This window comes from Actinoplanes couchii, from assembly GCF_016862075.1.
In the GTDB taxonomy this organism is placed as follows: Bacteria; Actinomycetota; Actinomycetes; order Mycobacteriales; family Micromonosporaceae; genus Actinoplanes; species Actinoplanes couchii.
This window is the reverse complement of record NZ_BOMG01000021.1, coordinates 1-24,359: the sequence shown is the minus strand read 5'-3', so window position 1 is coordinate 24,359 and position 24,359 is coordinate 1. Positions and strand designations below refer to the sequence as shown.

Genomic DNA, 24,359 nt, shown 5'->3' with positions numbered 1-24,359 from the left:
GTGACGATGCGTACCGAATCCGACCTGATTCACCTGCTCAGCGATGAGCCGCCCACTCCGTCCGCGGTGGATGTCCGCAGGGCGATCGCGGCCGGGCGCCGCCGGAAGACCACCCGTCGCGTCTACACCGTCACGGGGGCGGTCGTCGCCGTGGCCGCGGTCGTGGCCGGCGGCGCCCTGTTCACCCCGAAGCCGGGACCTGACGAGGTCGCCGTCGCGTCCGCCGCCTGCACCGTGCGGATGCTGGCCATGCCCGACGGGGTGCGGTCGGCGGTGGTGCTGGGCTCCGATCGCACCGGCCGGTTCCTGGCCGGGCGCACCGACCCGGCCGGTGACGACCCCGTCCTCTGGCAGGACGGGATTCCCCGGCTGCTGGACTTCCCCGGCACCGGTTCGTCGTCGCTGACCGGTGTCAACAGTTCCGGTACCGCGGTCGGCAAGGGTGTCGTCGACGGGCGGTCCCGGCCGTACGTCTACCGGCAGGGGGTCTTCACCGCTCTTCCCGGGGCGTCCACCGGATCCGCTCTTCCCGGGGCGTCCACCGGATCCGCTCTTCCCGGGGCGTCCACCGGATCCGCGACCGCCATCAACGACGCCGGTGTGATCGCCGGCAGCTCCGGTGACGCGGCCGTCCGGTGGCCGTCGGCGAGCGAGGAACCGGTTCACCTGCCCGTACCGGACGGCACCGGGTCCTCGATCGCGACAGGTGTCGGCGCGGACGGCACCGTCATCGGCAGCGCCGACCGGCGGGCGTTCGCCTGGCGCCCGGACGGCACCCGTCTCGAACTCCCGCCGGTGACGATCGACGGTGTCGCCGCCACCACGGCGATGCCCGTCCGGATCAGTGGCGACCGGGTGTTCGGCACGGTGGCGACCGGAACCCCGTCGAACGTGGCCGCGACCGCGTCGTTCCGCTGGAACCTGAGCACCGGCACGGTCGAGGTGGGCGACGAGACCCTGGCCGGCGGCATCAGCTGGGTGCGGGACGACACCACCGCCGGGAACGACCCCCCGGTGCTCGTCTCCGGCACCGGCACGCGGTCACTGCCCCTCCCGGACGGGACGATGAAGTACGCCGCGGAGCTCTACACGGTCAGCGACGACGCCCGAACCGTGTCCGGCCACGTCGTCGACCCCGCCGGAGCCGTCCGCCCGGTCGTCTGGACCTGCGACTGACCCCCGTCGGCCGGTCAGGGCCGGGTCGGTGGAAGAGGGTTGAGGTGGCCGGCGGGGCTGATCTCGGCAGCGAGCATGCCGGCGATCGCGTCGGCCAGGAAACTGCCGACCGCCGGCCACTGCGGATCCGAGCCGTCCCGCTCGGTGCGGGCCTCGACGTCGGCCGTCGCGGTGGCGACGATGCGGGTGATCAGGACGGCGCGCCCGGTGACCACCGCGGGATCCAGGTCGGACAGCCGGGCCGCCAGGGACGCCGCCAGCCGGGCGCTCTCCGCCGAGGACGCCTCCCGCACCAGGCGCTGCATGACCGGATCGTGCAGCGCCTGGCCGATGAACCGGGCCCGCCAGCTCGGCCGGGGCAGCGTGTCCAGCACCATCATGGTCGGCATGATCAGCTGCCGGACGTCGCTCAGCACCGAGTCGCCGGACTCCCGGACGTCCCGGCGCCGCTCGTCGACGGCGGTGGTGTGCCGCTCGAACAGGGCGCGGAGCAGCCCGTCCCGGCCGGCGAAGTAGTACCGGACCGCGGAGTGGTTGGTGTTCCCGGCCTCCTCGGCGACCCGGCGGTCGGACACCTGGGCGATCCCGGACTCGGCGAACAACCGTTCGGCGGCGTCCAGCAGCGCGGTCCGCGCCGCCTCCGATCGCCCCATGGGACACCTCCCGTGCTCTGCTGTGCCGGCCGTGCTCCGCTGTGCCGGCCTCAACCTACAAGAGGCCGGCGGACCGGCTCTGATCCTGGCGGGTCCGATTCTGATCAGTGGGCCATCGCCGGCTCGCTCGGGACGGTGTCCGTTGCGGCGGTGTCCTTCTCCCGCCGCCGCAGCCAGCGGTCGACGCCGAGGTTGAGCAGCAAGCCGGCGAGGGCCCAGATCGTGATGGTGAGCAGGTTCCGGCCGACTCCGGCACCGTCGAAGTAGAACAGTGAGCGGGCGGTGTCCACCGCGGCGGGCAGCGGCAGGACGTCCTGCAACGCCCGGAAGAACTCCGGGACCATGTAGACCGACAGTCCGCCGCCGGACGCGGGCACACCGGCCATCATCATCACGACCATCACCGGTACGACGGCGGCCAGGCCGACGGTCCGGGTGAAGACTCCCGTCACCACCGAGACCGCGAAGATGGTGGCCGCGCCGAAACCGATCAGGGCGAGCGCGTGGCCGTCGACGGCGCCGATCAGCACGTCGAAGAGGAACCACAGCCAGGCCGACATCCCGATCGCCCAGCCGGCCAGGTGGGGCAGGAACTGCCGGAAACGGCGCAGATGCGGTGCGCCGCCGCGGAGCACCGACATGATCAGGAAGCCGGATATGATCCAGGACATGCCGACGTACAGGCTGTTGCTGCCGCCGGTGTCGGTGGCGCTGAGCGGGGCCACGTCGGTCATCGTGAGCGTGGTCTGCTGGGCCGCGGCGATCGGCTGGAAGATCTGCCGGACCATGCTCTGCTGGCTGAGCCCGGCCCCCGACGAGGAGTAGAGCGTCGAGGTGGGCAGCACGTAGGCGGCGACGATCTCCTGCCGGTGCAGCCGGTCGAGGGCCTCGTCGACGGATCCGGCCACCGTGACGTCGAGGAGTCCGGTGAGCCCGGTGCGCAGTCCGGCGGCCACCTGTTCGCTCTGGGGGCCGACGACCACCACCGGGATGTCGCGGGGCTGCGGCTGGTGCATGGAAAAGCTCATCAGACCGACGACCACCACCAGGATCGATCCGGGAAACGCGGCGATGGTGGCGTACCGGAAAGCCTTGGATCGGGGTGGTCCTCCGGCGAGAGCCGGCATCGGGACGTCCGGATCGGTGACCGGCGGCGCGCCCGGGATCGCCGGGCCGCCGCGCTCCTTCAGCACGCTGAGCAGCAGGGCGCCGGCCAGCCAGGCGGCGAGCACGAGCAGGTGGCCGCCGAGTCCGCGGCCGTCGAAGTAGAGGATCGCGCGGAGCGCCTCGCCGGCCGCCGGGAGCGGCAGCACGCCGTGCAGGACCTGGAAGAAGCCCGGCATCACGTGGGTGGACATCGCCAGGCCGGAGGCGGGCATGCCGAACACCACGTACAGCAGCATGCCCGGCAGGATCGCGAGCGGCCCGAAGACCTTGGTGAACAGCAGCTGGGTGAGCCCGACCGCGCCGGTGGCGAGCATGCCGACCCCGAGGAACGTCAGGTAGTGCCCGTCGACGGCGCCGACGAGCGGCCCGAGGATGAGCCAGATCACCGTGCTGGTCACCGCGGACCAGCCGGCCGCCAGCGGCAGGAAGCGCCGCAGTCGCAGCAGGTGCGGCGTGGCCATCAGCATCATGCTCAGCGGGACGTATCCGGCGAGCATCATCCCCATCGCGGCGAACAGCACGGCGATCCCCGCCATGTCCCCGGCGGGCAGCGGAGCCACGTCCTCGACGGCGACGCTCCAGCCGTTGGCGGCGGCGACCGGGGCCAGGAGCTGCTGTGCGACACCGGCCTGCCCGGCGCCGGCCGCCATGGCGGTCAGGACGGTCGCCTGCTGCCCACCGGCGGGCGGGATCAGCGCGGCGGTGATCTCCCGGTCCGTCAGCAGCTCGACGGCTTCGTCCCGGGTGGCGACCAGGCGGGCGTCGGTGGCGGCAGGGTCCAGCCCGTCGGCGATCGCCTGCGCCGGCGCCCCACTGCCGACCACGGCGACCGGCATGTCCCGGGGATGCGGCGAGTGCATCGTCGCCATGTAGGTCGCGAACATCATCGTGACCATCAGAAGCGGGATGACGAACAGGAACACCGTCCGGATCAGGTGTTCCCTACGGCTCGCGCCGGGCGCGTCACTCCCCGGCGCGACAGCGCCCGAGGTGTCGATCGCAGCTTCCATGAACAACTCCTCATAAGCCAGGTGACTTAGAAAATAGCGTAAGTCAGCTGGCGTACAAAACCAGGGCCGCCCCGTTCACACGGGACGGCCCTGGTTGCGTACTGGAGAATCAGCGGGTGAAGGCCTGGAACTCCGCGATCCGGACGTTCAGCGCCTGCGGACTGGCCGTGGTGCAGTCCGTGTTCGCGCGCGGATCCCGGTCCTGCTCACCGGCGTAGTCGGGGCCACCGGTGCACTGGTTGGTGACCGTCTCGATCCGTAGGTGCGTGGCCGTGGTGTCCGGGATGTCGAAGGACCGGACGATCAGGTCCGGCACCCGCGGCCGCGGCGATCCGGACGGGAACGCGTCCCGGCGGCTGGTGTAAACCGTCCGGAAGTCGGCCGGAGCCGAGCAGGTGACGGTCGCCGAGGCGGTGCAGGCGAGCACCTTGAACTGGCGCAACGCCGAGTACCGGCTCTGCGCCGCCGCGTCCGGGTCACCGGTGATCGCCGGCCGCAGCATGGCACTGACCTGGACCCGGCGGACCCGCTGCTTGTCACCGGCCAGGTCCACGGTCACGCCCTTGCCGGCGACCGCGCTGCCGAGCGAAGCCCAGTTGCTGGCCTCGTCGTCGTCGATCAGCCGGACCAGGTTGACCCCGTCCCCGGTGGCGGTGGCCCCGCTGCTGCCCGAGGCGACGTTGCGCGGCAGCTTGACGGTCAGTTTCGCCGCCTTGCCGGCCTTGAACGACTGCGGCGCGACCCGGGCGTGCCCGTACCCCGGCGCCTGGGCGACGAAGGTGTACGACCCGGCGACCAGGCTGACCGTGTCCGGCAGTGCGGTGGCCGGGTCGGTGTCCGCGACCGCGACCGCACGGGCCTGGTAGTCGCCGACGAACAGTTTCGCGCCGGCGACGGGCTTACCGTTCTCGTCGACCGGGCGGAACGTGACGGTGGCCTCGGTGGCGTGCGGCGACCGGAAACTGGGCGTCGGGTCGACGTCCCCGGCTCCGTTGCTGGCCGCCCCCTCGCCGAGCCCCCGCTTGGCGAACGCGTTCCACAGGATGTCCTGGTTGGCGCCGCCGAACCGGACCAGGTCGGCGCCGATCAGCGCGTCCCGGGCGTCGACCTGGCTGTTGTTGCTGTTGGCCATCAGCAGGAACGAGTCGAACACCAGCTGGATCCACCGCCGGTTGCCGGGGCAGGCGGTGACGGCCTTCCTGCCGAGGGCGCAGGCCTTCTGCAGAGCGGGCGTGCCGGCGCCGTACCGCTTGACGAACGCGGCCCGGATGTCGTAGTTGGTGGCGCTCCACACCTCACCGGAGGCGTGCACCTGCAGCCCGACGAAGTCGTAGTCGACCGAGCTGTAGTTGAGCCGGTTCCGGCTCATGTTGTAGTTGCGGATGCCGGCGACCGGGTCACTGGTGACGTACTCACCGACGGTGAACCCGCGGGCGCCCTTCGGGGCGTAGCCCTGCTCGGCGAGGTACTCGACGGCGAGCAGGTCGGACCAGCTCTCGCTCATGCCCTGCGGAGAGTTGAGCCCGGCCTCCGGCCCGGCGATCATCCGGTTGGTGATGGCGTGGGTGTACTCGTGGCCGATGACCGACATGTCGTAGTCCCCGTCGGCACACGCGCCGTAGAAGGCTCCGGCGATCGGCTGCCACAGGTACATGTTGGTGATCGGCGCCTGTCCGTCCGGCGGGGTGATCTGGTTGGCGTTGTTGCGGGCCAGGAAGTCCGGCGGGCCGCCGCTGACACCACCGGCCTGGGCGTTGCCCTGCTCCGGGTCGCCGCCGTCGCCCTCCATGTTCCAGGTCTCTTCGGTGAACCCGAGCAGGTAGGACCAGTCGTGCATCCGGTTGTGCTGGACGAACAGGTTGGCCCGGGCCGCGTCGATGTCGTTACGGGCCGGCGAGTCGAACGTGGTCGGCGCGCACTTCTCCCGGTTCCACTGGTTGGTCCACGGGTAGGTGTAGTCCCGCGTCGGGCTGGGCGTGGCCAGCTCGGTGCCGACCGTGAACGGGTCGTTGGAGAACCAGTTGTGCACCGCGAACGAGTTGTTGCCCTTGGTGGTGTTCGAGGGCGCGCCGGTGGCCGGGTCGACGTCCCACGCCGCCGGGGACGCCGGGCCGGAGACGGCCTCGTCGCACCCGCGCTGCGGGGTCCAGCAGAACCGCTTCCGGGTGTCCCGCGACGAGTAGTCGGTGCGCGGCGAGTTCGGGAAGACGTCCCACTCGGGGTTGTCGGCGTCGTGGTCGACGATGTCCTCACGGACCAGGACGCCGCCGTTACGGGCGTCGACCCAGGTCGTGTAGGCGACCGGCTCGGCGCCGGTCAGGTTCGCGCCGAGGGCGACCTGGTAGGCCGCGCGGACCCCCTGGTCGGGTGTCGGGATCGCGACGAGTTTTGTGCCCAGCAGGGACGGCTGGGTGATGTTCGCGTTGGTGGCGGCGATGCGCTCGGCGTCGGCGGCGGTCAGGGTGGCGGGCTGCGGTGCGGCGGCGTCACGGGCGAGCGAGGAGCTCACGTACCAGGCCTTGCCGTCGCGGATGCCCACCGAGAGCAGGCCGTCGCGGCCGGCTTCGAGGTCACCGAACTTCTGCCGGAGCAGGACGATGCTGCCCTCGCCGGCCTTCCGGGTGGTGAGGACCTCGAGGGACTCGGCCGCCGCGGCGGTGATGCCGAGAACGTCGCGGTTGCCCGCGACGTAGGCCCGGGCGGCCGCCACCGGCTCGGCCGGCAGCCCCGAGGCGAGCGGCTCCTTGGTCGAGGTGAGACTGGCCGGAGTACCGAAGATGTTCCATCGGGCGGAGGCGCCGGCGTCGGCGGCCAGGGTCCGCTGTTTCGAGGTGGGCGCGATGCTGCCCTTACGGTTGTCGATGGTGTCCGCGTGATCGTGGTCGTCGTGCACCTCTGCGGGCCCGGCCGGAGCCGGGGTGCCTGGTGCCGCGCTCCCACCGGCACCGGGTGCGAGGACGAGCACGGCTGCGACGAGTGCAGTGGTGGTGCCCGCCAACGCACGGGATGATGTGCGCACGGTACCTCCTTGAAGGACGGTCGTTACCGGTCTCCTCGCATCCGACAACAGGCTCACCCGTCCCCGGCATGGGCCAAACGGCCACAAAATCGAGGCTCATCAATCAGTTCCGCGCGGTGCTCCACTGCGCCATCGAAGTCAATCAAATTCACAAGGGCCCACACATCCCTCGTACGGCCATCCCTAGGGGGTGAACAGCAGGATGCGGTCCTGGCGCACGATGAGGACCTGTCCGTCGCCGGAGACCGCCAGCCCCTCGCGGCCCCACGACTCGGTCATCCCGTCCAGGGCCTGGCGGGAGCATCCGTTCTGGTCACAGCGCCACAGGATCTGCCGCCAGTAACCCGGTTCGGCCGGCTCGCCGTCGGTGCTGATCGTGACGTGCAGCCCGGGCGGATCGGCCTGTTCGGCGGCGGTGGCGTAGACGTGGGAGCCCTCGGAGGCCACCGCGCCGGACCACGCGGCGGTCCGGCCACTGTCCAGCGTGATGAGCTGCTCCCCGAACTGGAGGCGGCCCGGGTCGAAGGCGATCACCGTCGCGGGATCGCCGGCCAGGGTGTCCCAGGTGGTGCCGCTCGTGCCCGCGAAGGCCGACGTCGTCCGAGGGGCGGCGCAGGTGACCGGGTCGCACGTCACCACGGTGGCGACCGTGCCGGTACGGATCATCAGGACCGGGCGCCCGTCGGCGCCGATCGACAGGCTGATGCGCCGGCGGCCGGCGAAGGAGTCCTCGGGGTCGCGGTCGACGGTCCCGGCCCGGTGCCGCTCCGGCCGGCTGCAACTGGCGTCGGGGCAGCGGATGAGCGTGATCTCGTAACGGTTCGCGTCCTCCTCCGGCACCGCCGCCAGCCCGAACCAGACGGCCTGGTCCGGGGCGACAGCGGCGGCGAGGTCGGACCAGCCGGACGGCTCCCCGGCCGAGGCGCGGACGGGAAACCACTGCTCCGGGCACCCGGAGCGGGTGCAGACGGTGTAGTGGACGAAGGGACCGCCGGTGTCCGCACCGCCGGTGAGCGCGGCCTTGACCACGGCGGTGCCGTCCGTGCTGATGGCCGCCGTGCCGTAACCGTCGTAGACGCTGGGCCCGCCGTTCCGGGTGACGTGCCTGTCGCACAGGTCGTCGTCGCAGAACCGGGCGCCGGAGATCGTCGCGATCACCGGATGCTGTCCCGCGGGCCACGCCACCGCGGCCACACCGCTGGGCACGTCACCGTGCGACCGCACGACGGGTGCCCCGAGCGGATTCAACGCGGCGACACCGACGGGCAGAGCCAGAACGACGATCACCGCCGCCACCGCGAACCACGGTCGCCGCACCGCCCCGGCCCGCGGTGCCTCCGTCTCCGCTGTCTCTGTCTCGGGCGACTCCGTCTCCGGCAGCGGTGGATCGACCGGGTCCTGCGCGGCGGTGTGCAGCAGGCCGATGTGAGCGAGGATCCCGGCCTGGGCGGCTACCACGAAGGTGAGCACGAGCGCGGTGAGCGGCACGAGGAAGGCGGGCGGGAGCACGGTCCACGGGCCGGCCGTCAGGAGGGCACCGGCCAGCGGGATCACGACGCCGCCGAGCACGAAGGCGCCGGCGGTGCTCAGCACCCGCCCGCGGGTCGGGGTGCGTTCCGGGCCGCCGGAGGCGATCAGGCCGATCAGCAGGCGGGCGCCGATCACCGCCGCGAGCAGCAGGGCTCCGCAGAGCAGGGGCAGGATCGCTTCCGGCATCTCGGAGGCGATCCCGGCGACCGCGGTGACCAGCAGGAACGTGCCGCCGGCCACCGCCGCCGACAGGATCACCAGCGCCGGGAGCCTGCGGATCGCGGCTGTCAGGGCGGCCCGGGGGCGCGTGGTCCGGCCCCGTTCCGCGTCAGCGACGGCCGTGGTGGCCGCGGTCAGGCCGATCAGCCAGAAGACGATGACCACGGCGCTCTTCGCCCAGGCCGGGTCCTCGATGGCGGGGACCGACGGGTACCCGTCCAGGATCACCGTCTGCTGCCGGGCCAGGAGCAGGTCCAGCAGGTAGAGGCCGAGCATGGCCGCGGTGAGCAGCGGCAGCAGCACGGCGAGCAGCCGGCGACCGTGGACGACGGCCAGCTGGTAACCGACGGCGCTGTTGCCGATCAGGCCGAGGGACTCACGGGGGGCCGGAGCGGAGGACACCGCGCGAGGGTAACGGACATGATCCGAAAACCGCTGCTCAGGTCAGGTTCGGGAGGCGCCCGCCTCGGGGCCGGCGATGCGCTGGGCCAGCCAGACCGGGAGGACGGACAGGACGATCAGGACGGCGGCCACCACGTTGACGATCGGGGCCTGGTTGGGGCGGAAGAGGTTGTTGAAGATCCAGATGGGGAGGGTGGTGATGCCGGGGCCGGCGGTGAAGGTGGTCACGATGATCTCGTCGAAGGAGAGGGCGAACGCGAGCAGGCCACCGGCCAGCAGGGCCGAGCGGATCATCGGGAAGGTGACGTAGCGGAAGGTCTGCCACGGGCCGGCGCCCAGGTCGGCGGAGGCCTCCTCCAGGTTGGTGCCGGTGCGGCGCAGCCGGGCCAGGACGTTGTTGTAGACCGTGACCACGCAGAACGTGGCGTGGCCGACGACCACCGAGAAGAGGCCCTTGCCGATGCCCAGGTCACCCATCACCGAGCGCCAGGCGCTGTCCAGGGCGATGCCGGTGACGATGCCGGGCAGGGCGATCGGAAGGATCACCAGGAGGGAGACGGTGTCCCGGCCGAAGAACCGGAAGCGCTGCACGGCGAACGCGACCATCGTGCCGAGGACCAGGGCGATGGCGGTGGCCCCGAGCCCGGCCTCGACCGAGGTGAGCAGGGCCTGGCGGGCGCCCTCGTTCGCCCAGGCCGCGGCCCACCACTGGGTGGTCCAGTCGTGCGGCGGCCAGGCGAAGGTGCGGTCGCCGTTGAAGGAGTTGACCAGGACCAGCAGCAGCGGCACGTAGATGAAGACGAGACCGAGGGCCATCGTGGCGCGCAGCGCCCAGCGGGCGGGGGCGGAGAGGGTCACAGCTCCTCCAGGGCGCCGGAGCGGCGGACCGCCAGCAGGTAGATGACCATGATCAGGACCGGGACGGTGGCGATGGCGGCGGCGAACGGGAGGTTGTTGGCGGCGCCGATGTTGGCGTAGACCAGGTTGCCGATCAGCTGGGACTTACCGCCGACGATCTGGACGGTGATGTAGTCGCCCAGCGAGAGGGAGAAGGTGAAGATCGAACCGGCGAAGACCGACGGGATCAGGGTCGGCAGGACCACCGAGCGGAAGGTCCGGCCGGCTCGGGCGCCGAGGTCGGCGGAGGCTTCCAGCAGGGAGTCGGGCAGGCGTTCCAGACCGGCGTAGATCGGCAGGATCATGTAGGGCAGCCACAGATAGGAGAGCACGATGACCGTGGCGACCAGACCGTAGCCGGGGCCGTTTCCCGGGCCGCCGAGCAGCGAGTCGACCGGGCCGCCGTTGGCCAGCAGGATCCGCCACGCGTAGGCCTTGACCAGGTAACTGGCCCACAGCGGGGTGAGGATCGCGATGACCAGCCAGTGGCGGGAGCGCGGGGACGCGACCTTGGCCATGAAGAACGCCATCGGTACGGCGATCAGCATGCAGATCACCGTGACGGCGGTGGCCACACCGAGGCTGCGCAGGGTGACGTTGCGGTAGACCTCCTCGCTGAACAGGGTCTGGAAGTTGGTGAGCGAGAAGGCGCGGACGGTCTCGCCGGTGAAACCGTCGACGGTCCAGAACGCGGAGATCAACAGGACGGCCAGGGCGCCGAGATAGGCGACCACCAGCCAGAGCAGCGGCGCGGAGAGGAAGCCGGCCAGGCGTAGGCCGGGATGGCGGTGGAGGAAGGACCCGGCCTTGCGACCGGGCCCGGTGACGACAGTGGACACGATGACGGCTACCCCTTGATCGTGGTCCAGGCCTGGGTCCAGGCCGCGTAGTCCTTGCAGGTCACGTCGGTCCGGCCGTCGACGCATTGGGCCAGCGGCGTGGTCCAGTACCAGACCTGTTCGAAGTAGTCCTCGTCCTCGGCGTGGAAGGTGGCGCAGTGCGACTTGTCGGCGGTGAGTGCGCAGGACAGCTTGTTCGACGGGGCTTCGCCGAACCACTCGGCGACGCCGGCGTTGGCCTGCGGCGAGATGATGTGGTTCATCCAGAGGTAGGAGCAGTTCGGGTGCTTGGCCTTGGCGGCGACCATCCAGGTGTCGGACCAGCCGGTGGCACCCTCGCTGGGCAGGATCGACTCGACGGGTGCGCCGTCGGCCTCGGTCAGGTTCTGGATGACCTGCCAGGTGGTGCCGAGCACGGAGTTGCCGGCCTTGAACGCCTGCACCTCCTTGGTGTAGTCCGACCAGTACTCGCCGATCAGCTCGTTCTGCTGCTTGAGCAGGTCCACGGCGGCCTGGAACTGCGTGTCGTCGAGGGCGTACGGATTAGTGATCTTGAGGTCGGGCTTGGTCTTCATCAGATACAGAGCCGCGTCCGCGATGTAGATCGGCGAGTCGTAGGCGGTGATCTTGCCTTTGTACGGGGACGCCGGGTCGAAGACGACGCTCCACGAGGTGGGGGCCGGGGTGACCGTGTCGGTGCGGTACATCAGCAGGTTGGCGCCCCGGCCGTGCGGAACCCCGTAGGCCGCGCCGTCGACCGAGTTCCACTGCTTGTTCTTGAGCCCGTCGAAGACGTCCTTGTAGTTGGCGATCAGGTCGGTGTTGACCGGGGCGACGTCACCGCCGTAGATCAGGCGCAACGACGCGTCACCGGAGGCGGAGACGACGTCGTACTCGCCGGTCTTCATCAACGAGACCATCTCGTCGGACGTACCGGCGATCTTGTTGTTGACCTGGCATCCGGTCTCCTTCTCGAAACCGGTGACCCAGTCGACGGCCTTGTCGGTGGAACCGTCCTCGACGTAACCGGCCCAGGAGACGACGTTGACCTCGCCCTCCCCGGCGCCGAGGGCAGCCAGCTCGTCGATCTTCGGGACGGTCAGGCCGCCGGGGCCGGAGCCGCCTCCGGTGGTTCCGCCGTCGCCGCCGCAGCCGGCCAGGGTGAGTACTCCGGCCGCCAGGGCCGCGATCAACGACATTCCGCTACGCATCAGCGGTCTCCTTCGATGAGGTGGGGATCTCGACGACGTGCTCGTCGTGCCAGCTCAGGCGGACGTGGTCGCCGCGGGCGGCCAGTGGTGCGCCGTGGTGCCGGTTCTGCGCGACGACCACGGCACGGCTGCCCGCGTCGAGGTCGATCACGTACCGGGTGACCGGGCCCGCGTAGACGACCTCGGCGACGACACCGGGGAGGCCGACGGCACCAGGAAGGCCGACGGCACCGGGGACGCCGGAGTCCGGCGAGAGGTCGATCTTCTCGGGGCGGATGGAGAAGGTGCCGTCCCGGCCGAGGAGCCCGCGGGCCACCTCGCCGGTGAACACGTTCGAGGTGCCGACAAAACCGGCGACGAACGAGCTGGCCGGCCGTTCGTACACCTCGGCCGGGGTGCCGACCTGGGCGATCCGCCCGCTCTCGAAGACGGCGACCCGGTCGCTCATGGTGAGGGCCTCGTCCTGGTCGTGGGTGACGAAGACGAATGTGATGCCCACTTCGCGCTGGATGGCCTTGAGTTCGACCTGCATCTGCTCGCGCAGTTTCAGGTCCAGGGCGCCCAGCGGCTCGTCGAGCAGCAGCACCCGGGGCCGGTTGACCAGGGCACGGGCCAGGGCGACGCGCTGCCGTTGCCCACCGGACATGGCGGACGGCCGGCGGTCGCCGAAGCCGTCGAGCCGGACCGAGGCGAGCGCTTCGGCGGCCCGGGCCCGGCGTGCCGACCGGCCGACGCCGCGGACCTTGAGGCCGTACTCGACGTTCTCCCGCACGGTCATGTGCGGGAACAGCGCGTAGTCCTGGAAGACCGTGTTCACGTCACGTTCGAACGGGGCGAGCCGGGTGACGTCCCGGCCGCCGAGGTGCACGGTTCCGGCGGTGGGCAGTTCGAAGCCGGCGATCATCCGCAGCACGGTGGTCTTGCCGGAGCCGGACGGCCCGAGCATCGAGAAGAACTCGCCGTCGCCGATCTCCAGATCGACGCCGGTCACCGCCGCGACGGCGCCGAACGACTTGCGGAGCCCGGTGAGCCTGATCGCCGGGGTGGGACTGTCGGTCACTGGGAACTCCCTGAGAGCGAGGTAGCGAAAAGGTATGGCGTCAGACTTTAAAGGTCAAGACAGCCCGGTAACCGATCCGTCAACAGCCGTACGGAAGAATCAAGGACATGGGGACCGAGCGAACCAGCGCGCGATCAGTGGTTTTCGCCCCGCTCGACCCGCACAGCCGCGCCGAGACCGTGGTCCGCAGGCTCACCGACGCGATCACCTTCGGGTTGCTCACCGATGCCGAACAGTTACCCAGCGAGGCCGACCTGGCGGCCCAGTTCGGGGTCTCCCGGGTGACCGTGCGGGAGGCGCTCGTCGCCCTGCGCCAGCAGAACCTGGTGGAGACCCGGCGCGGCCGTGGCGGCGGCAGTTTCGTGCGCGCGCCGGCCGTCCGCGACGAGGTGAACACCCGGCTGACCGAGCTGAGCCTGCCCACCGTGCGGGACACCGCCGACCACTACGCCGCGATCGCCGGAACCGCCGCGCGACTGGCCGCCCAGCGCGCCGACGCCGCCGACATCCTGCGGATCGAGGAGGTGGACGCCGACACGTCCGGGCCGCTGCACCGGATGGAACGGGCCTACCACCTGGAGGTCGCGGCGGTCGCGCAGAGTGCCCGGCTGGCCCGGGAGGAGGTGCGGTTCGCGACCGAGCTCGGGACACTGCTGTGGTCACCGGTTCTACCCGGGGGCGATTGCGCATATGATCCGCACGCGGACCACCGTGCGATCACCGCGGCCATCGCGGCGGGCGACGGCGACCTGGCCCGGAAGTTGACCGAGGATCACCTCGAACGGGCTGTCGATCGGCTGGTCAACCTGCACCTGACGCTGATCGAGCAGTGAAGGCGGGATCCGTGGCGATCCATGTGACGACAGCCCTGGCCGAACACGTCACCGATCTCGCCGAGCAGACCTTCGCCGTGGTCACCGAGCTGCGGATCCAGGCCGAAGAGCAGATACGTACAGAACGCGATCTGTCCGAGATGGGCTTGTCGATCGTACAGAAGACAACGGGTTTGATCTCCGGCGCCGGAGTGATCACCGACCGTGACCCGCAACAGATCGAATGGTGGATGGGCCCCGGCCCCACCCGGCTGGAACTCGACCTGGACCCGGCCAGCGACGACTACGTCGACGTCCGCCGCCAGCCCTGGTTCACCGTCCCCCGCGAGACCGGCTCCCGGCACGTGACCGGCCCGTACGTCGACTACGTCTGCGCCGAGCAGTACGCCCTGACGTTCACCGAGCCGATAAGGGACCGGGACGGCACGTTCGCCGGGATAGCCGGCGCGGACGTCTTCGTCGCCGACTTCGAGCGCGCTCTCCGGCCGGCCCTGCGCACCGTGCGCAGCCCCACCGCCCTGGTCAACACGCAGGGCCGGGTGATCGCCGGAACCACCGCCCATCACCTGGCGGGTTCCCTGATCCGGGACGCGCCGATCCGCGAGGCGCTGGCCCGGCAGACCCCGATGACCCTGCCCGGCGGGGTCAGCCTGGCCCCGTGCGGCACGCTGCCTTTGACGGTCCTGACCTGGCCCTGACCCAAGTCGTGCCATAGTCGGAAACATGCGGACGGGCTGGCGTTTCCTGGCCGCGCCGCTAGCGGTGTGGCTGGTTCTGACCTGCCTGGGCACCGGCGTCCTGCTCTGGGTGGAACGCACCACGAAACAGAACGCCGTCCAGCGCTACCAAGTGCGTGCCGACATGGCCGCCAACACCGTCCAGACGTTCGTCGAGGACCTGATGGCCCGGCAGGCCGCCCAGGCCGGATCGTTCCTCGGCGCCGCGACCGTCGACGACCGCGACTTCACCCGCATGGTCAACGGCTTCGGCTACCCGGCCGCCGTCCTGCTCGACACCCGGGGGCGGGTTCTCCAGGTCATCCCGTCGAACCCGATGATCATCGGTCAGGAGATCGCCGGCCGGTACCCGCACCTGACCTCAGCCCTCCAGGGCCGCGCCGCGGTGTCCCCGGTGGTGCCGTCGGCCGCGCAGGGCAAGCCGGTGGTCGGGATCGCCGTCCCGTTCAGCACCGACCACGGGCTGCGGGTCTTCTCCGGCGCGGTGTCGGTCACCGACAACAGCCCGCTCTCCTCGTACCTGACCGGCGCCATCACCCTGCCCGGTGTGAAGATCCAGCTCGTCGACGACGCCGGCGCTGTCGTCGCCGCCAACCGCCCGCACCAGGGAGGCGTGATCATGCTCGACGCGGTGGAACCCGAGTTGTCCGGCGCGCTGGCCCGCGCCGAGCGGGGCCGGTACCGCGAGGACGGCGAATGGTGGCAGTACACGTCCCGGGCGATCCCGGGCACCCCGTGGCGGCTGTCCGCGTCGGCGACCGAGACGACGTTGTACGCCTCCACCGCCGACGCCCGCGCCGCCGGCCGGGCCGCCCTGGTCACCGCGTCGATCGTCGGCCTGCTCGTGGTGGTGGCCACGGCACGCACCCGCCGGAGCCGCCGCGAGCTGGGCTCCAGCGAACAGCGGTTCCGCAAGGTGTTCGACAACTCCCGCATCGGCATGGCGATGGCCGATCTCGACGGCCGGTTCTCCCGGGTCAATCCGGCGCTCTGCACCATGCTCGGCCGGCCCGAGGCGGACCTGATCGGCGCGAACTTCGCCGAGCTCACCCACCCCGAGGATCTGCCGCGCTGTCTGGGCCTGATCCAGGACTGCCTGACCGGGCGTACCGACGGCTTCGACATGGAGAAACGCTATCTGCACGCGGACGGTCGCATCGTCGAAGTGATCATCACCGCGAACCTGGTGCACGACCAGGCGGGCCGCGCCCAGTACTTCGCGACCCAGATCGTCGACGTCACCGAACGCCGGATGCTGGAACGCGCCCGCCGCGACGACGCCGCCGAGCTGGAACAGCACGCCGCCCGCCTGGAACACGCCAACGAGCAGATGGGCGACTTCATGGCGATGCTCAGTCACGACGTGCGCCAGCCGCTGACCACCATCGTGTCGGCCGGCGAGATGCTCGTCGAGGACTGGACCGACATGGAGGAGGAGACCCGCCGGCACTATCTGCGCCGGATGACGTCCGCCGGGCACCGCGCCGAGCAGCTGGTCAGCGAGATCCTGACACTCGCGCAGCTGGACGCCGGGGCGCTGACCGCCCGCCCGGCCCGGCTCGACGTCGCGCACGCGGCGCGGCAGGCGGTGGCCGCGCAGGGTTCGGCCGATCCGAAGAACGCCGCGACGGTCACCGGCCCCGACCGGATCCTGGCCTACGCCGACCCGGTCCATCTGGCCCTGTTGATGGGCAACCTGCTGGCCAACGCGGTCAAATACGGCGCCCCACCGTTCCGGATCACCGTGAAACACGACCACGACCGGGTCGAAGTGAAGATCATCGACCACTGCGAGGGTGTACCGGCGGCGTTCGTCCCGCACCTGTTCGAGCGCTTCACCCGCGCCGAGACCGGCGTCGCCACCACCAAGTCCGGCACCGGCCTGGGCCTCTACCTGGTCGCGCGCCTGGCCGAGGCCTCCGGCGCCACCATCACCTACCAGCCCAACCAACCACGCGGCGCGGTCTTCGTCCTCTCGCTGCCCTGCTCCCCCAGCACCCCGTTGCCGACTTCCACAAAACCAGGCACACCCGCAACCATTTCCTAGTACGCCGAACGCAGAGTCCCGTGGCCACACCGCGAGGCAGGCGGAACACCGGACCGACCCGCGACCGCCGGGCCGGACGCGGTGGCCGAGGTTCACCCCGAGCCCGACAGCTTCAGTTGTCAGATCTTCTTGCAGGTGAACGGGCCCCGGACGCCGGCACTGAAACGTTCGGCGGCGCTCAGGGCCAGGCGGACCCGGGCCTTCGGGCGCATGCCGCGGCCGGCCGTCGCGTACAGGGGCGCCGAGGGCGATCTGGTCGCCGCACCCGACCGCGGCGTAACCGTCGGCGGCCTTGCCCACCTGGTAGTCGTCCTGAATCGTGTAGAGCTGCCCCCGGACGCCGACCAGGAACGTTCCGCCCATCTCCTGTTCCTCCTCCTTGCGGGCGTACCCGCCGGACTTGAGGCAGTCCCGCAGACCGTCGATGAACTTGGTGACCATGAAACGGTCCAGATCGTCCCTGGGTTTGGGCAGGTCCAGGGAGTACCGGATGAGCTGCCCCATCCGGAACGAACTGGTGAATCCGAACAGATAGCCCTTGTTGCGGAACACCTTGGTGTCGGCGCGGACGGACAGGTTCCAGCCGGACACGCCCGCGCTGTCGCCGCCGATGTAGACGGAATCGCCCCGGGTCAGCCCCACGATCGCGGTCATCGGAATCCTCTCGCCCCTGTCGCCTGTGCCCGCCCATTGAACATCGTCGAGTCGAGATCACGAACCGCCGGATGTCGAGTTCCCCACATGATCACATCAGGGTTCGGCCGCCGGGCGCCGCCGATGACAGGATCTGCGCAACACGACAGACGGGGGAGAACATGCGGCGGGCGGCGTGGCTGTCGGTGCTGCTCACAGCCGGATGTTCGGCACCCGCGGCGCAACCGCCCGCTTCGCCGGAACCATCCGTTTCCGCGCAGTCGATGAAGCAGGCAGCAGAGGAACAGGACGTTCGTCCCTGGGTCGGCACCTGGGGCACGGCGGTGGAGAGCGGCGGCCGCTCCTTCGAGAAGCACACGCTGCGGCAGATCGTGCACACCAGCATCGGCGGCGGCGCGGCCCGGATCCGGTTGACGAACGAGTTCGGCACCCGCCCGCTGGTCGTCGGCGCGGTGCGGCTGGCCCGCCCGGTCAGCGGCGGCACCATCGACCCGGCCACCGATCGCGCGGTCACGTTCGGTGGCCGGACGTCGGTCACGATTCCGGTCGGCGAGACGGCGGTCAGTGACGAGGTGTCGTTCGAGGTGCCCGCGGACGGTGACGTCGCCGTCTCGACGTGGCTGCCGTCGGTGACCGGCCCGAGCACCCGGCACGGGATCGCGGTGCAGCACAACTACGTGGCCGGCGGGGATCAGGCGTCGGCGCCGAAACTGTCCGGTATCCGTACCGAAAGCAGCTGGTTCTTCCTGTCCGGTCTTGATGTCCGCAGCGACGGCGGCGCGGTCGTGGCGTTCGGCGCGTCGATCACCGACGGGCTGGGTTCCCGGTTCGGCGCCAACGTGCGCTGGCCGGACCTGCTCTCCGACCGGCTGCGCAAGGCCGGTCACGAGGTCGGCGTGCTGAACGCGGGGATCAGCGGCAACCGGTTCACCGCCGACGACCGCGGCGAGAGCGGCGTCAACCGGTTCGAACGCGACGTGTTGAGCCGGCCCGGTGTGCGCTGGGTGATCATCTCCGACGACGCGCTGAACGATCTGGGCGCCGCCGATCCACCGTCGGTGTCCCGGCTGACCGGCACGCTGCGGGATCTGACGGCACGGGCGCACGCGGCCGGGGTGCGGGTGATCTGCTCGACGCTGACCCCGTACCAGGGTGCGGGTTACTGGTCGGCACGTGGTGAGGCGGGCCGGGCCGAGATCAACGCGTTCATCCGGTCCGGTGGCAGCGGCTGCGACTTCGTCCTGGACCAGGCCGCGGCCACCCAGGACCCGTCCGCGCCGACCCGGTTCCGCCGCGAGTTCGACTCCGGCGACCACCTGCACCCGTCGGCGGCCGGTTTCCAGGCGATCGCCGACGCCGCCGACCTGTCCTGGTTCACCGGCTGACGGGACCTGTCGTGGTCCACCGGCTACGGCGACCTGTTGTTTGTTCACCGGCTACGGCGACCTGTTGTTTGTTCACCGGCTGACGGCGACCGCCGCGGCCAGCACCGTTTCCCGGCGTTCGTCGAGCGGACCGCTCAGCTCCACCACCGGGAGGTCGGTCCAGGCGTCGAACGGGTCGTCGTAGACCAGTTCCAGGAGCGCGTCGTTCATCCGGGCGCGCAGGCCGGGCAGCTCGGCGTCGGGCAGGATCCGCTCGGTCTCCGCGGTGATCACCGTGACGACCAGCAGGTCGAGGGTCGCGAACGCCGGCCGAAGCGCGTCCGCCTGCTCGGACGGGTCCGCGCCGATCGCGGCCAGATAGGCCAGGTAGTCCAGCGGCGACCGATCAAAAACGGCCCCGGCGGATGCCGACGGGGCCAGCAGGCTCCGAACCGCGCAGGCCAGCATCGCCCGGTAGTCCTCGGCCGACGGCGGGAAGCCGCACTCGTACCCCTGCTCCTCCAGCAGGTAGTAGGGCTCGTCGGTCAGGATGTGCCCCGGCAGACGCTCGCACAGCGCCTCGGCCAGCGTGGTCTTGCCGGTCCCGTGCGTACCGGAGATCGCGATCCGCATCCGGACCTCCTCACCAAAGATGTATAGAAACTGTCCAGGAGAGGTCCAGTATTCGGGCACCGCCCGGCCCGGCACGCCCGGGCCACCGTATCCATCGCCGTCGTGATGTTCCCAACGGTGGGAGTTGAGATGCGCAGAAGTCTGTTGATCGGGGCCACGATCGCCGGTGCCGGTGTGTTCCTGGCGGTCGGAACCGCCCTGGCCAGCGCCGACGACTCGGCCGAGCGCCGCGGCGGCGGCACGACGGCGGGTATCGAGATCGAGGACGAGCGCCGCAGCGGCAGCGCGACGGCCGGTAGCACGACGGCCGGTTTCGAGATCGAGATCGATCCGGAGCTGGACGCGAGATTCGGTCCACGGCCGGTGAACGCGGTGCAGGCCGCGGCGATCGTGACGCAGCGGTTCCCCGGCGCCCGGGTGATCAAGGCGGAACTCGACAAACGGGACGACCGCCCGACCTGGGAGGTCGAGTTCGTGCTCGGCGGCCGGGAGGACGAGGTCGAGGTCGACGCGGTGAACGGGGCGATCATCGACGACTGACATAGGGCATGCTCGTCTGCCATGGGTCTTTTCAAGAACGTGGCACAGGGTGTTCTCGGCGGATTTCTGACATTCGCCGGGACCGCCCACCTGACCGTGGCGCGGCAGGAGTTCCAGGCACAGGTGCCGGACTGGGTTCCGGTCGGCCCCGACCTGGTGGTGGTCGCCTCGGGCATCGTGGAGATCCTGCTCGGGGTGGCGCTGCTGACCGTGTGGCGGCACCCGGCCCGCCGCTACCTCGGGTGGATCGTGGCGGCGTTCTTCGTGGCGATCTTCCCGGGCAACGTCGCCCAGTGGCTGGACCACCGGGACGGTTTCGGTCTCGACACCGACAGCGCCCGGCTGACCAGGCTGTTCTTCCAGCCGGTGCTGGTGATCTGGGCGCTGTTCGCCACCCACCGGTCCCGCCGGGCTACCGAATGAGGCCGTACTTGCGGTGCACGATCTTCTCGGCCAGGCCGAGCGGCAGCACCCGCCGTAGCGCGAACACCAGCGGCGCGTTGCTGCCGACCGCGTAACGGGGTCGCGGGCGGGCCGCCTCGATCGCGGACACGATGGTCGCGGCCACCTTCTCCGCGGTGATCCCGTCCCGCTCGTTGCGATCGAGAACGGCCAGCATGCCCGCGAAGTCGGCGCCGTACGGGGAGTCGGGACTGACGTACTTGGTGCGCCGTTCGCTGATGCCGGTGGCGATCGAGCCGGGCTCCACGGTGGTCATCCACACCCCGAACGGGGTCAGCTCGTGCCGGGCCCCGTTGCTGAACCCCTTGATCGCGGCCTTGGAGGCGACATAGGACGACCGGTACGCCAGCGGGAACGACGCCAGCATCGACCCGACCATCACGATCCGGCCCCGCCGGCGCTCCCGCATGCCCGGGAGAACGAGCTGGGTCAACCGTACCGGCGCAAGGACGTTGATCTGGAAAAGCCGGCGCAGCGCCTCGCCCGGAAGCTCCTCCAGCGGGCCCGACTGGCTCTCCCCGGCGTTGTTGACCAGCACGTCCACCCCGGCGAGGACCGGCGCGAGGCTCTCCACCGACGCGTCGTCGGCGAGGTCGAGCGGATGGAACTCGACACCCTCCGGCCGCTGGCCGGGCGTCAGCGACGACGGGTCGCGGCTGGTGCCGAGGACCCGGTAGCCGCGCGCCACGAGAGCGATGGCGGTCGATCGGCCGATGCCCGACGACGCCCCGGTGACCAGCGCTGTGCGATCCATGACCGAGACCTTAGATCATTTGCCGGTACGCGTGGACACGCGACGATCGTGTGACGGTCCGACCGGCCGCCGGGGCGAGCCGACATCGTGCAGCTCATGATCAAGCACTCGTTGCGGCAGGGCCTCGTCGCCGTGTTCACGTTCAGCGTCCTCGCCGTCCCGTCCGCCGCATCGGCAGCCCCGGCCGGCCCGTCCTGTCCGCTCGTCGCCGACCGGGTGAAGGCCGCCACCGACCCGAAGAACGTCAAGCTGGACCGGATCACGCCCGCGCCGGTGTGGCGGGTGGGCTGCGGCACGCTCTACCGCAGCGACAGCCGCGCCCCGGAGGTCATCTTCGCCGAGGGGTTCTCCGCCAAGGACGTCACCGGCGGTCAGTACGACGTGAAGGAGTACGTGCTGGTCAACCAGGCCTCGCCGTACGTTTCCACCACGTACGACCACGATCTGTACAAGTCCTGGTACAAGTCCGGCTGGAACTACTACATCGACGCGCCCGGTGGCATCGACGTCAACAAGACCATCGGGGACACCCACAAATACGCCGATCAGGCCGAGGTCGCTTTCCCCGGCGGTATTCGCAAGGAGTACGTGATCGGCGTCTGCCCGGTCGACAAGACCACCAAGACCGAGATCATGAACGATTGCCGTAGTAATCCGAATTACCGTCCCTGGCACTGATTTCCCGTTACCGGCCCACCCCTCCCGGTGGGCCTGTTTCGCCAGGTGGAAGCCCTTCTGTCGGGTGCCGGGCCAAATGTCGGAAGCAACCCTCCGACTGCAGTGAACATCACGCTCCGCGACCAATGTTGATCGTTCGAATCGCCGGGTACGGTCGAATTCACTTTCCGCGCGGCACTTACCGCACCGCACTTACCGCACCGCCGAATGAGGAGGATTCACCGAGCGTGAGCACACCCATGTCGTTGACGGACCCCTCCCCGTTCTCGCTGCGCCTGGCCGTTCTGCTCCAGGTGGCCGGCCAGCTGCTGACCCGGCTGCTGCGGCTGATCCCCGCGGTGCGCCGCGCCCACGACGAGCGCGAGCGCCGTCACCTGGCCGCGGTCGAGGCGCAGCGGTGGGCCGGCGAGGTGCGGGTCGCCGCCCAGCGGGCCGACGCGGCCGCCGAGCGCTGGCTGGAGCTGCGGCAGCACGCCGAGGAGCAGGCGGAGGAAGCCTGGCGCAGCTGGCAGGACGCCGACGCTCAGCTGGACAGGACCCGGGCGGCCGCCGCGTTCCGGACCCCGGACACCCTGCGCACCACCACCGAGTACGTCTTCCGGGAACGCTTCCTCCACCGCGCCGTCGCGGACGCCGTGGACCGCGGTGACCTCCCGGCTACGGTCGCCGCCGACCTGGCCGCCGGCGAGGGCGGCTGGAACCCGCGGCTGCACCCGGTGGAGCAGGAGCTGGTGCTGCACCGGGCGATCGCCGCGGTCCGCCACCACCTCTACCGCCAGGCCGTCGAGACGGAGGAGACCGTCGCGCACGACACCCGCCTGGCCACCGCCACCCGGGACAGCCTGCGCCGTGAGCTGGCCACCGCCACCGAGCAGGCCACCGCCCAGCGCCACCACATCCTGCCGGAGCAGCAGCCGGCGGCCGCCGCGATGCCCGCCTGGATCCAGCAGACCGCCTGACCCGCTGATCATCCGCCGGTGTCGCTGCCGGACGGCCGGGGGTCGCGGTTCTAAGGTGGGGGCGCTATGAGTGTGCAGGAGAACGACACCGAGACCCGTCCGTGTGCCCACTGTGGGCGCCCGGTGCCGCAGCGCGCGTCCGCCGGGCGCCCGTTCCGCTACTGCCGGGACAACGACGGCGAGTGCCAGCGGGCGTCCCGCAACGTACGGATGCGGCATCGGTCGTCACCCGGCCTGGCCGGGCAGGTGGCGCGCACCTGGGAGGCCGTCGACCGCCTCGACCAGCTGGTCGGGTCGCTGAGCGAGGCCCTGCACTCGGAGATGTCCCCGGCCGGGGTGGAACGGCAGGTCGCCGAGGTGCGGGCGGAGACGTCCGGGCAGGTGGCCGCCGCCCACGCCGAACGCGACGACGCCCGCCGCGACGCGGACCAGGCCGAGAAGGCGGCGTCGGCGGCCCAGCAGCTGGCGTCGGCGGCGACCGCCGAACGGGACGAGGCCCGGCACCAGGCACAGGACGCGCAGCGCAACGCCGAGGAGTCGAACAAGCGGGCGCAGGAGGCGTCGGCGGCACGGGACGAGGCGGTCCGGGCCGCCACGGCGGCCGCTGCGCTGCGCGAGCGGGCCGAGGCCGAGCGGGACGCCGCCGGGCGCGATCTGGAGACGGTTCGGGCAGAGCTTGCTGAGGTACGGGCCCAGCGGGACGCCTCGGAGCGGGACCTGAAGACGGCGCTGCAGGACGCCAAGGACTTCCGGAGTACGGCGGAGCAGGACCGGCAACAGGCCGAGGACCGGCTGACGGCCGTCCAGGGGGAGCATGCGGCCACCCGGGCGGAGCTGTCGGCCGCCCTGGCCGAGTCGGAACGCCGCGCGGAGGAGTCCCTGCTGAGCCGTCGCCGGGCCGAGGCCGCCGAACACGACCGGGACGAGGCGACCGCCCGGATCACCGGCCTGCAGTCCGAGATCCGGTCCGCGGGCGAATCACTGTCGACGGTCACCGGCGAACGGGACACGCTGCGCCGCACCGTCGAGGACCTGGAGCGTGCGGCCGAGCGCGCCATCCGCGAACAGTCCGACCTGGAGCGCCGCCTGGCATCCGCCCGGGCCGACACCGACGCCGCACACCAGCGCGTCGCCCAACTGACGTCCCAGGTGAGCGACTTGGCGGCGGCGCTGGCCAGCTTGGGCGCCGCCCGCCCGGTCCCCACCCAACCCACATCCTCCGGCGACCACCTGACCCCGAACGGGTGAAATCCACCCACCCGCCGCCGGCCTCCCCGGCCTCTCTCGCCTTGAGATGGGCTGCCATACCGCCGTTGCGGGGTGCTGGTCTCACTGTCGCCGTCGCGGTTGTCGGTCTTACTGTCGCCGTCGCGGGCGCTGGTCTTACTGTCGCCGTCGCGGGCGCTGGTCTTACTGTCGCCGTTGATGGTGCCGGTCTCGCCCTCGCCCTCGCCCTCGCCCTCGCCCTCGCCCTCGCCCTCGCCCTCGCCCTCGCCCTCGCCCTCGCCCTCGCCC

At 70.9% G+C, this 24,359-nt stretch carries 21 protein-coding genes; 11 read left to right on the top strand and 10 right to left on the bottom strand.

Annotation, left to right across the window (positions count from 1 at the left end; all coding sequences use genetic code 11):
* The first annotated feature begins 6 nt into the window (after positions 1 to 6).
* On the top strand, positions 7 to 1,176 hold the full coding sequence (locus Aco03nite_RS04650) for a hypothetical protein (RefSeq protein WP_203793334.1): 1,170 nt from the start codon (positions 7 to 9) through the stop codon (positions 1,174 to 1,176).
* Positions 1,177 to 1,190: 14 nt separating this feature from the next.
* Here the strand turns inward: Aco03nite_RS04650 and Aco03nite_RS04645 are convergent, their stop codons facing one another.
* From Aco03nite_RS04645 to Aco03nite_RS04610, 8 genes are all read right to left on the bottom strand, one after another.
* On the bottom strand, positions 1,191 to 1,829 hold the full coding sequence (locus tag Aco03nite_RS04645) for a TetR/AcrR family transcriptional regulator (protein WP_203793333.1): 639 nt from the start codon (positions 1,827 to 1,829) through the stop codon (positions 1,191 to 1,193).
* A gap of 104 nt (positions 1,830 to 1,933) precedes the next feature.
* Complete coding sequence (locus Aco03nite_RS04640; RefSeq protein ID WP_203793332.1) at positions 1,934 to 4,006, bottom strand: ABC transporter permease; 2,073 nt, start codon at positions 4,004 to 4,006, stop codon at positions 1,934 to 1,936.
* A gap of 109 nt (positions 4,007 to 4,115) precedes the next feature.
* The gene (locus Aco03nite_RS04635; protein WP_203793331.1) at positions 4,116 to 7,025 is read right to left on the bottom strand and encodes a M36 family metallopeptidase; all 2,910 of its coding nucleotides are present in this window, start codon (positions 7,023 to 7,025) and stop codon (positions 4,116 to 4,118) included.
* A gap of 183 nt (positions 7,026 to 7,208) precedes the next feature.
* The gene (locus Aco03nite_RS04630) at positions 7,209 to 9,176 is read right to left on the bottom strand and encodes a hypothetical protein (RefSeq protein ID WP_203793330.1); all 1,968 of its coding nucleotides are present in this window, start codon (positions 9,174 to 9,176) and stop codon (positions 7,209 to 7,211) included.
* A gap of 42 nt (positions 9,177 to 9,218) precedes the next feature.
* Positions 9,219 to 10,034: an ABC transporter permease gene (locus Aco03nite_RS04625; RefSeq protein WP_239144909.1), complete on the bottom strand. Its 816-nt coding sequence runs from the start codon at positions 10,032 to 10,034 to the stop codon at positions 9,219 to 9,221.
* Entirely contained in the window at positions 10,031 to 10,912 is an 882-nt protein-coding gene (locus Aco03nite_RS04620) for an ABC transporter permease (protein WP_239144908.1), read from the bottom strand. Before Aco03nite_RS04620 ends, Aco03nite_RS04625 begins: the two co-directional genes overlap by 4 nt.
* 8 nt (positions 10,913 to 10,920) lie before the next feature.
* Positions 10,921 to 12,123, bottom strand: coding sequence for an ABC transporter substrate-binding protein (locus Aco03nite_RS04615; protein WP_203793328.1), 1,203 nt, complete (start codon positions 12,121 to 12,123; stop codon positions 10,921 to 10,923).
* Positions 12,116 to 13,183 carry an ABC transporter ATP-binding protein gene (locus Aco03nite_RS04610; protein ID WP_239144907.1) on the bottom strand — a complete coding sequence of 356 codons (1,068 nt, stop codon included), beginning with the start codon at positions 13,181 to 13,183 and terminating at the stop codon, positions 12,116 to 12,118. Before Aco03nite_RS04610 ends, Aco03nite_RS04615 begins: the two co-directional genes overlap by 8 nt.
* Before the next feature lie 107 nt (positions 13,184 to 13,290).
* Between Aco03nite_RS04610 and Aco03nite_RS04605 the strand changes: the two genes are divergently transcribed.
* The 4 genes from Aco03nite_RS04605 (at position 13,291) to Aco03nite_RS04590 (ending at position 18,839) form a co-directional block, all read left to right on the top strand.
* Positions 13,291 to 14,016, top strand: coding sequence for a FadR/GntR family transcriptional regulator (locus Aco03nite_RS04605; protein WP_203793327.1), 726 nt, complete (start codon positions 13,291 to 13,293; stop codon positions 14,014 to 14,016).
* Positions 14,017 to 14,027: 11 nt separating this feature from the next.
* A complete protein-coding gene (locus tag Aco03nite_RS04600) occupies positions 14,028 to 14,714 on the top strand; it encodes a cache domain-containing protein (protein ID WP_203793326.1) in 687 nt (228 codons plus the stop codon).
* Between the two features lie 25 nt (positions 14,715 to 14,739).
* Positions 14,740 to 16,800, top strand: coding sequence for a sensor histidine kinase (locus Aco03nite_RS04595; protein WP_203793325.1), 2,061 nt, complete (start codon positions 14,740 to 14,742; stop codon positions 16,798 to 16,800).
* Positions 16,801 to 17,717: 917 nt separating this feature from the next.
* The gene (locus Aco03nite_RS04590) at positions 17,718 to 18,839 is read left to right on the top strand and encodes a GDSL-type esterase/lipase family protein (RefSeq protein WP_203793324.1); all 1,122 of its coding nucleotides are present in this window, start codon (positions 17,718 to 17,720) and stop codon (positions 18,837 to 18,839) included.
* A 72-nt stretch (positions 18,840 to 18,911) separates the two neighbouring features.
* On the opposite strand, the gene Aco03nite_RS04585 is transcribed toward Aco03nite_RS04590, so the two are convergent.
* Entirely contained in the window at positions 18,912 to 19,451 is a 540-nt protein-coding gene (locus tag Aco03nite_RS04585; protein WP_203793323.1) for an ATP/GTP-binding protein, read from the bottom strand.
* Between the two features lie 129 nt (positions 19,452 to 19,580).
* On the opposite strand from Aco03nite_RS04585, the gene Aco03nite_RS04580 reads away from it, so the two are divergent.
* Positions 19,581 to 19,991, top strand: a complete 411-nt coding sequence (locus tag Aco03nite_RS04580; protein ID WP_203793322.1) for a PepSY domain-containing protein — start codon at positions 19,581 to 19,583, stop codon at positions 19,989 to 19,991.
* A 21-nt stretch (positions 19,992 to 20,012) separates the two neighbouring features.
* Positions 20,013 to 20,414, top strand: coding sequence for a DoxX family protein (locus Aco03nite_RS04575; RefSeq protein WP_203793321.1), 402 nt, complete (start codon positions 20,013 to 20,015; stop codon positions 20,412 to 20,414).
* Here Aco03nite_RS04575 and Aco03nite_RS04570 read toward each other — a convergent pair.
* Complete coding sequence (locus Aco03nite_RS04570) at positions 20,404 to 21,207, bottom strand: SDR family oxidoreductase (protein ID WP_203793320.1); 804 nt, start codon at positions 21,205 to 21,207, stop codon at positions 20,404 to 20,406. The two genes, Aco03nite_RS04575 and Aco03nite_RS04570, sit on opposite strands and share 11 nt — an antisense overlap.
* A 96-nt stretch (positions 21,208 to 21,303) precedes the next feature.
* Here Aco03nite_RS04570 and Aco03nite_RS04565 point away from each other — a divergent pair, with 96 nt between their 5' ends.
* The 4 genes from Aco03nite_RS04565 to Aco03nite_RS04550 form a co-directional block, all read left to right on the top strand.
* A complete protein-coding gene (locus tag Aco03nite_RS04565) occupies positions 21,304 to 21,885 on the top strand; it encodes an ADP-ribosyltransferase (protein WP_275415818.1) in 582 nt (193 codons plus the stop codon).
* A gap of 227 nt (positions 21,886 to 22,112) precedes the next feature.
* Positions 22,113 to 22,844 (top strand): hypothetical protein, encoded by a 732-nt coding sequence (locus Aco03nite_RS04560; protein WP_203793319.1) that lies wholly within the window; start codon positions 22,113 to 22,115, stop codon positions 22,842 to 22,844.
* 66 nt (positions 22,845 to 22,910) lie between these two features.
* Entirely contained in the window at positions 22,911 to 24,092 is a 1,182-nt protein-coding gene (locus Aco03nite_RS04555; RefSeq protein ID WP_203793318.1) for a coiled-coil domain-containing protein, read from the top strand.
* Positions 24,093 to 24,157: 65 nt separating this feature from the next.
* On the top strand, positions 24,158 to 24,359 hold a 202-nt coding region (locus Aco03nite_RS04550; RefSeq protein WP_203793317.1), incomplete at its 3' end, for a hypothetical protein.